The sequence below is a fragment of the Terriglobia bacterium genome (assembly GCA_020072565.1).
In the GTDB taxonomy this organism is placed as follows: domain Bacteria; phylum Acidobacteriota; class UBA6911; order UBA6911; family UBA6911; genus JAFNAG01.
In genome coordinates, this window is the sequence record JAIQGI010000021.1 from 130341 (window position 1) to 138569 (window position 8229).

Annotated in this window: 7 protein-coding genes; 1 reads left to right on the top strand and 6 read right to left on the bottom strand. The window is 55.0% G+C overall.

What is annotated here, in order from left to right:
- Positions 1-28 precede the first annotated feature (28 nt).
- Positions 29-2992: a DEAD/DEAH box helicase family protein gene (locus tag LAP85_15390; GenBank protein MBZ5497786.1), complete on the top strand. Its 2964-nt coding sequence runs from the start codon at positions 29-31 to the stop codon at positions 2990-2992.
- A 385-nt stretch (positions 2993-3377) separates the two neighbouring features.
- Here the strand turns inward: LAP85_15390 and LAP85_15395 are convergent, their stop codons facing one another.
- From LAP85_15395 to LAP85_15420, 6 genes are all read right to left on the bottom strand, one after another.
- Positions 3378-3875, bottom strand: coding sequence for a hypothetical protein (locus LAP85_15395; protein MBZ5497787.1), 498 nt, complete (start codon positions 3873-3875; stop codon positions 3378-3380).
- Positions 3872-4747, bottom strand: coding sequence for a ParA family protein (locus LAP85_15400; protein MBZ5497788.1), 876 nt, complete (start codon positions 4745-4747; stop codon positions 3872-3874). The genes LAP85_15395 and LAP85_15400 overlap by 4 nt, the downstream gene beginning before the upstream one ends.
- A 136-nt stretch (positions 4748-4883) precedes the next feature.
- Positions 4884-5327 carry a transcriptional coactivator p15/PC4 family protein gene (locus LAP85_15405; protein MBZ5497789.1) on the bottom strand — a complete coding sequence of 148 codons (444 nt, stop codon included), beginning with the start codon at positions 5325-5327 and terminating at the stop codon, positions 4884-4886.
- 174 nt (positions 5328-5501) lie between these two features.
- Entirely contained in the window at positions 5502-6533 is a 1032-nt protein-coding gene (locus LAP85_15410) for a hypothetical protein (GenBank protein MBZ5497790.1), read from the bottom strand.
- 519 nt (positions 6534-7052) lie between these two features.
- A complete protein-coding gene (locus LAP85_15415) occupies positions 7053-7259 on the bottom strand; it encodes a DUF2256 domain-containing protein (protein MBZ5497791.1) in 207 nt (68 codons plus the stop codon).
- Positions 7260-7328: 69 nt separating this feature from the next.
- Entirely contained in the window at positions 7329-7763 is a 435-nt protein-coding gene (locus LAP85_15420; protein MBZ5497792.1) for a single-stranded DNA-binding protein, read from the bottom strand.
- Between the last annotated feature and the right edge of the window lie 466 nt (positions 7764-8229).

The following is an 8229-nucleotide window of genomic DNA, read 5'->3' on the forward strand; positions in this document are numbered from 1 at the left end:
AATGTGAGGAGCTTATAGGAACCACGCCATGAAACTGCACTTCGAACCCAACCTCGACTACCAGCTACAGGCCATCGAAGCGGTGTGCGACCTCTTCCGTGGCCAGGAGATCTGTCGAACGGAGTTCACCGTCACAACGGGCGCGGTCGGCGGCGCCTTTTTGCCCGGCATGGAGAGCGAGCTCGGCGTTGGCAACCGACTCACCCTGCTCGACGACGAGTTGCTCAAGAACCTCGGCGACATCCAGCTCCACAACAGCCTGCCGCCGTCCGGCACGCTCGCCTCCGGCGATTTTACGGTGGAGATGGAGACCGGCACCGGCAAAACCTACGTCTACCTGCGCACGATCTTCGAGTTGAACAAGCGCTATGGCTTCACCAAATTCGTTATCGTAGTGCCGTCGGTGGCGATCAAGGAGGGCGTGTACAAGACGCTCCAGATCACCGAGGATCACTTCAAGGGGCTCTACGCTGGCGTGCCCTTCGACTATTTCCTATATGACTCCGGCAAGCTCGGCCAGGTGCGCAACTTTGCCACCAGCCAGCAGATCCAAATCATGGTGGTGACGGTCGGGGCTATCAACAAGAAGGACGTCAACAACCTCTACAAGGACAGCGAGAAGACCGGTGGCGAGAAGCCTATCGACCTGATCAAGGCCACCCGGCCCATCGTCATCGTGGACGAGCCTCAGAGCGTGGATGGCGGCCTTGAGGGACGCGGGAAGGAAGCCCTCGACGCCATGAACCCGCTCTGCACCCTGCGCTACTCGGCGACGCACGTGGACAAGCACCACATGGTGTATCGCCTCGACGCGGTGGACGCATATGAGCGGAAGCTGGTGAAGCAGATTGAGGTTGCGGCGGCCACCGTGGCGGACGCGCACAACAAGCCCTATGTGCGTGTGCTGAAGGTGGAGAGCAAGCGTGGCACCATTTCCGCGAAGGTCGAGCTGGACATGCAAATTGCAAGCGCGATCAAGCGCCAGCAAGTCACGGTGCAGGACGGCGACAACCTAGAGCAGACTACCCGGCGGGCCATCTATGCCGACTGCCGCATCGGCGAGATCCGGGTTGCCAAGGGCAACGAGTATGTCGAGCTGCGCGTGCCGGGCGGCGAGCAATACCTCAGGCCCGGCCAGGCATGGGGCGACGTGGACGCCCTATCCGTACAGCGCGAGATGATTCGCCGCACGATCCGGGAACATCTCGACAAGGAGAAGCGCCTGCGTTCCCAGGGCATCAAGGTGCTGTCGCTCTTCTTCATCGACGAGGTGGCCCGCTACCGGCAGTACAATGCCGATGGTAATCCTGTGAAGGGTGACTATGCCCGCATCTTCGAGGAGGAGTATCGGCGCGCCGCCAATCTCCCAGACTACCGAACACTGTTTCAGGAAGTGGACCTGACCCGAGCCGCCGAGGAGGTGCACAACGGTTACTTCTCGATCGACAAGAAGGGTAGCTGGATAGACACCGATGAGAACAACCAGAGCAACCGGGACAACGCCGAACGTGCCTACAACCTCATCATGAAGGAGAAAGAAAAGCTCTTAAGCTTCGAGACGCCGCTCAAATTCATCTTCTCCCATTCCGCGCTCAAGGAAGGCTGGGACAACCCCAACGTCTTTCAGATTTGCACCCTGCGCGACATTCAGACCGAGCGCGAACGGCGGCAGACCATCGGCCGCGGCTTGCGCCTTTGCGTCAACCAGAACGGCGATCGTCTGCGCGGCTTTGAGGTGAACACGCTCACAGTGATTGCGATGGAGAGTTACGAGCAGTTCGCCGAGAACCTGCAGAAGGAAATCGAGGCTGATACTGGAATCCGCTTCGGCATCGTCGAGGAGCACCAGTTCGCGGCCATCGCGGTCGCAGCCCCGGATGGGACCACCACGCCGCTAGGCGTCGAGCAGTCAAAGGCGCTCTGGGAGCACCTCAAGGCGGCAGGTCACATCGACACCAAGGGCAAGGTGCAGGACTCCCTCAAGAAGGCGCTTAAGGACGGCAAGCTCGAAGTGCCGGAGGCGTTCACGGCGCAACTCGATCAAATCACCGCCGTACTGAAGAAGGCTGCTGGACGCCTGGAAATCAAGAACGCCGACGAGCGCCGCCAGGTGCGACCGCGGCAGGCGGTGCTGCACAGCGCCGAGTTTAAGGCGCTGTGGGACCGCATCAAGCACAAGACCACCTACCGCGTGTACTTCGACAACGAGAAGCTCGTGGAGAGCTGCACCCGCGCGCTAGAGAACGCGCCGCCGATTGCGAAGACACGCCTGCAGTGGCGCAAAGCTAACATTGCCATCGGCAAAGCGGGAGTGGAGGCCACCGAGCGCAACGGCGCCGCGACCGTGGTGCTCGACGAAGGCGACATCGAGCTGCCCGACCTACTTACCGATCTCCAGGACCGTACGCAGCTCACACGACGCAGCATCCAGCGCATGCTGAGCGCCAGCGGGCGGCTTGATGACTTCAAGCGCAACCCACAACAGTTCATCGAACTGGCCGCCGAGGCCATCAACCGCTGCAAGCGCCTCGCCGTGGTGGATGGTATCAAGTACCAGCGCCTTGGTGACGAGCATTACTACGCGCAGGAGCTGTTCGAGCAGGAAGAACTGACGGGCTACCTGAAGAACTTGCTGGCGGTCAAAAAATCGGTCTACGAGGAGGTAGTCTACGATTCCGACACGGAGGCCCGCTTTGCGGATCAGCTCGAAAAGAACACCGCAATCAAGGTGTATGCGAAGTTGCCTAGGTGGTTCACGATACCGACGCCCCTGGGGAGCTACAATCCCGACTGGGCGGTTTTGGTCGAGAAGGATGGATGTGAGCGACTGTACTTTGTGGTCGAAACCAAGAGCGGTCTCTTTGCCGATGATCTACGCAACACGGAGCATGCCAAGATCGAATGTGGCAGGGCGCACTTTAAGGCGCTAAGTGTCAGCGAGACTCCGGCCAGATACATTGTGGCGCGCTCGCTGGATCAGCTGTTAGATTAAGAGAGACGAAATGTTCAATGAATACCCGATCAAGGCCTGAAACGTTTGTTCGCGATCCGTCAAAGTAAATGCCGGGCTGTACCTGCAACCGTGCTCGCGACAACTTGACCGCAACCATGCACAACCAACTCAATCCAACCTCTCGCCCGCGATGGACGCGGCTTCTCTTTGTTTATCAATGGCTTGGGGAGTTTATCTGAAGACTCAAAATCCCGGGTCCCGAAAACAGCTTCGGTTTCGAGCTCCGACTTTCATTCAATTTCACAGGATTTTTCCGATAATTCCCCGGACTGCGCGGGGCGATCAAGGCGTGAATAACCCGCCATACGATCGACTGCCCAACGATTGGGTTCATTTTGCCGCCTCAGCAACGAGATAATCATCATCAATCCTGAGACGGGTCAGATTCTTTGTCCGTCCCGACGCGATCAATTAGCTCCTTTCGGCTCGTGTGTTTCGTCAGCATGACACTCTCATTCACCCGACTAATCACGGCGTCAAGTAGCGCAGGCTTGGACGGCTTTCTCTTTCCAAGCGAAGCACCTAACTCTGTTCGCAAGAGGTTCAGGTCGGGGACAGCCAGTTCGTCCAGTCTGCGGCGGGCTGCATGGCGATCGCCGGCTTTGGCTAATCCTACCACTTCGTCGTAGATACTCATGACTTGCTCAACCGTCATGGTCGGCGCGGTCATGGCATTGCCGCTAGAAGTACCAGAGCTTCTCGGCGGGCTCTTCGAGAATACTCCTGGGAATGCCCGTTTTGCTCGCGCTTCTATACGGGCGAGCTTACGGGAAACATCCTGAAGGACCTCTTTCAGCTCGCGCAGCTCTTGAGCCACCATGCGCGCCTCATCCGACTCAGTGTTAAAGATATCTTGGCTCATTGCAGGTACTCCACACATTCGCGCCACAAGTTCTTAAAATCCCCTACTACGTCCCAAGGAACCCCGCCGCCGGTGATGGCGCGCTTGATGCCGACGCGTTCACGGATATAGGACTTAAAGTATCGAGCGTTAATTTTCTGGGCATTGACGGCATCATTGCATACACGTTCAACTTCACGTGCATAGAATTGAACTTCCCTGGTGGGGGCGTTGCTCCAGGTCTTGGCTTTGTTCATGAAAACGCCGATTTTGGGTAGTGGGTGGGGCTCGATTCGAAGACGTAGCGAGTTCAGAATGAGACTCGTACCACGTGAGGCGAAGAAATCTGGATTCACTGGAATCAAGACGAGGTCACAGCAGCTTAACACGCTGTAAGTGAGAAGAGTAAACGAGGGCGGGCAATCAAAGAGGACGTAATCATATCTAGGCAGTTTAGAGCTGTTAGTGATTTTGCCGAGTAGGCGACGAACAAAGTCCTTAACGCCCTCGCGGTCGAAAACTTCAAGTTCCTGCCAATATAAGTCCTCGACAGATGGAACAAAGTGAAATTGATCAGTGATCTGATAGATAAAATCGAAGCCCACAGAGAAGTCGAAATGGGACGCCGCAGGTTTGGTAAATGCGTCCAGCGCGTCAAAGATCGTTTTCTTCCGCTCAACGGCTTTTTCGTACCAAGTCCCAAATCGCTCTTCCAAATTGCCAGTGTTTTCGTTCAAGGCAATTGCTTGGGTAAGCGACATTTGAGCGTCCAGGTCGAACATCAGCACGCGCCCCTGAGACATAGTGGAAAGAATGTCTCCCAGACACCACGTAATGGTCGTCTTGCCCACTCCCCCCTTGAAGTTGATTGTCGCAATGGTCTTAGGGCTCATGTCAACCATATTCGGTCTCCTCCATACGTGTTAGATGCTGCTCATGACAACCAAATTTCTCCTTTTTGCAGATCTTGCCAGTCGTCATGCAATTAGGCGGCACAACGCAAGCATTCCCTGAAACTCGCTCAAGACATTAGCAAGAGGCCGTTGCATCCTCCGCCAACCGAAGCGCCTCTACAAGTGGAATAAGCATCGCTAGTGGCACCGTCACGCCTTTGCCCGGTTTCCAGTCATCGTCACTTGCCCCGTTGTTGTAATAGATCCTTACCTCCGCATACGTGTGATTCTGGTACTCGCATATTGCGAAACGCATTTTCGCCTTGTTGCCCCGTGGAAGCTCGCAGACTTGACCCACAGTTTTTCTTCCGGCCATCTCTTCCACCGCATCGATGGTTTGGGCAAGTAGTTCAAGGGGAATCGATACGCCTTTCTTAGTGGGCAGCCATTCCGGACTGTCCGCAGGGTGAAAGTACTCCCTGACGTCGCACGTCCGCTTTTCTGCATATCCCTTTGCAACTACCCAAATTTCGCTAGCTGCATTTTTTCTGATCTTTGCAATTACGATATCTTCGCGCAATGTCGTACCTCCGGCGCAATAGAATCCTGCATCTTCTAAGAACAGCACTCTTACGCGAATGCCTTGGGATAGCGGGCGCTCCATCCCGGCGTGCTGTCAACGGTAGGGAAAATATCGTTGGACCGGACACTTGTGATGACGAGCCCGGAATCAGTCGCTTGGACGGATTTCCACTCACTCTAGTTTAATCGCGCTAAATTTCTCCAATTTGCGGATCGCTCGAACTAAGCGGCGAATCTTCTCCAGGCGCGCGTCGTCACCCTCTTGTAACGCTGTGATTTCGGCAAGACTGGCGTTCTCCAGTTCGGTCGCAGCTTGGTCTATCGCGCTGTACAGATTCGAAACCAACGACGGGTTCTGACCGTAGAGGACAGACTGCGCTTCACGGATACCAGATTTCAAGAACTTCTTATGGGCATCTTCATTCTTCAAAATCTCCGGCAGATATCGGATGTCTTTGGCATCTGGGAACTTTCCATTTTTCACCCAATCTCCGAACTGAGACATGAAGCCGGGTTCGGCGTCGCGCTTGTCTCGAAGTTCTTTCTTCTTCATGAACTCCTCAAAGTGCGAAAAACGGTTCGTCCCCTGTGGATCGCCGGTTCGTTCGATATATGCTTTCGATTCCTCGAAAGCGGCAATTTTTTGAGCGAGCTTGCTGCGCGACCAGCGCAGATGGCTGGCAAGGTAGTCGTAGTTCTTGCCGAACATTTTATTCATCTTCCATACGTACTCGGCTTGGTCGAAAGCACGCCATTCGATTTTTCCGGCCACATGCAACTCGCCAAGAAGAAGCATCAACTGCTCTTCGGTAACATCTGTCGGCAGCACTCGGACGTGTGCCTTTTGAAAGCGATCGTCCTTGGGGTATTTTTTGCACAGCTCCCTCAGGCATACGGTGCGGCAATTGCCTTCGACCACAACTCCATTTTCATAGATGATGGGGTCCTCTAAAAGTCCCCCATTTTGATAAATGCTCTGGTACAGATCTTTAACCTGGTCGATATCCCAGAGCATCTCATGCAGTTCCCTGTCAGTGGCAGGAACGCCTTTCTTGTGTGTCCGCAGCAAGTACCCCAGGCGCTGGTTCCTGGGATCGAGCTTTAAGTCCGAGACCTTCCACAGCTGCCTCCTGACGCTGAACGTTCGACCGGCAAGCGGGAACGACAGCGTCGTGCTATCGGGCGTTTGTTCGAGAGTAGTCATATCAATCCTCCTTCGATAGATTAGAACCTTCAACTCTGGCTCGACGACTGTGCCGTACCGGAAATTATGATAACACAGTTCCGTGGTACTGCAACAAGTATTTTGGGACTAAAAATACCGAGGATCGATATAGCTCACATGCCCGGTTCCCAAAACGCTCTAGAACCTCATGATTTCTCCCACTGAGGTGCTGTGGATGGGAGGTCCTTCAATCGTAGCCGCGTTTGAAATTGAATGCACGACTGGGATCCTGGCGGCTCGACTAGGTTGGCCTCGACATGCTACCTGCAACGAAGGTCAAGATAAAATCCCGATCCCGCCCTGTGTTCCTCAAATAATGCGACCTGTGGAAACATTGTGGGCGAGGTCTCGGGGTGCCTGGAGAAGTAACGGCCGGACAGGAGCTTCCGGGACGGCGACTCGTGAGTTTTCTTACGGCATCAATCCGATTTAGGGAATGAATTCTGGAAGGGTCTGCACGACGAAACTTGCGGGCTCCCATGAATGAGAGCCCGCTTGTCACTTCTTCTTGGCTGCGCTTCCCTTCAGGTTCTCGACCGAGACCCTCGGGTGCGTTGCGGCGTAATACTTCTGTTGGCACGGCTTGGTGTCGAAGGCCTGCCATTTCCGGTTGGGAGTGAACTCCTTGCCGCAGACAGGGCATTTGCGCCGAGGCAGTTCTTCCTTTTGCAGGGGCGGTCTCAACATTTCGACATGTCGTACCATTTGGCACATCCTCCGTTGTCAACGCAATATAATGCATTGTGTGGACTGTGTCAACTCGTATCGTACGGATCAAAAGGGAATATCTGAGCCGTCAATGCCCGTTGCCTCGGAGGATCCGACAGGCTCTGCGGCTTCTGATTCCTCAGAGGGGGCCTCCTCGGCTTCGGCATTGCGCTTTCCGCCGAGCATTACCATCTTGTTGCAGACCACCTCGGTTGTGTACCGGTTGGCGCCGCTCTGGTCCTGCCACTTCCGGGTGATCAGTTTGCCTTCCAGATAGACCAGGGCGCCTTTCGACAGGAACCGCTTCGCAACTTCGGCGAGCTTGTTCCACATGACGATGTTATGCCAGCTGGTCTTCTCTTGCGGGTTGCCGCAATTGTCCTTCCATCTCTCGCTCGTGGCGACACTGAAAGTCGCGACCGGGTTGCCGCCTTGCGTGTACCGAACCTCGGGATCTTTGCCGAGCCTGCCAATTAGCATCACCTTGTTCAAACTTGACAAGTGTTCGCCTCCTTTGATGAAAACAGATTTCAGTGTTGTGCTTTTTGTTGTTGGTAACGGATTTCCAAATGGCCCTAAATCATAAATTTGACGCAAAGATGGAATCGGCTCTGTTTGCGTCTGGATCGTTTGTAGGACGATGACGGTCGATCCGCATATAAAATGATTGGGGCGTCGACGATCGCGGTTTTGCATGTTTCCGAAATCGCGATCTAAGCAGCGGAGTTCGGCTCTTCGAACATCAGCCGGAGCAGCTTGACGTACACGCTGATGTCGCCGGCGCGCGGCCCGGCGCCCTCGACCTTGTGCTCGATTTTCTGGCACATTCCCCAGAGGATGCAGTCCAATTGCTTCAGCATTATGTGGAATCAAGTTGTCAAGCCCCCACTTGATTTTTCGCATGGAATCTTTCCGGGACAGCACTGCAGATCCTTTGGTGTCTGCCCAGAGGGGGTTGGCTGGTTTG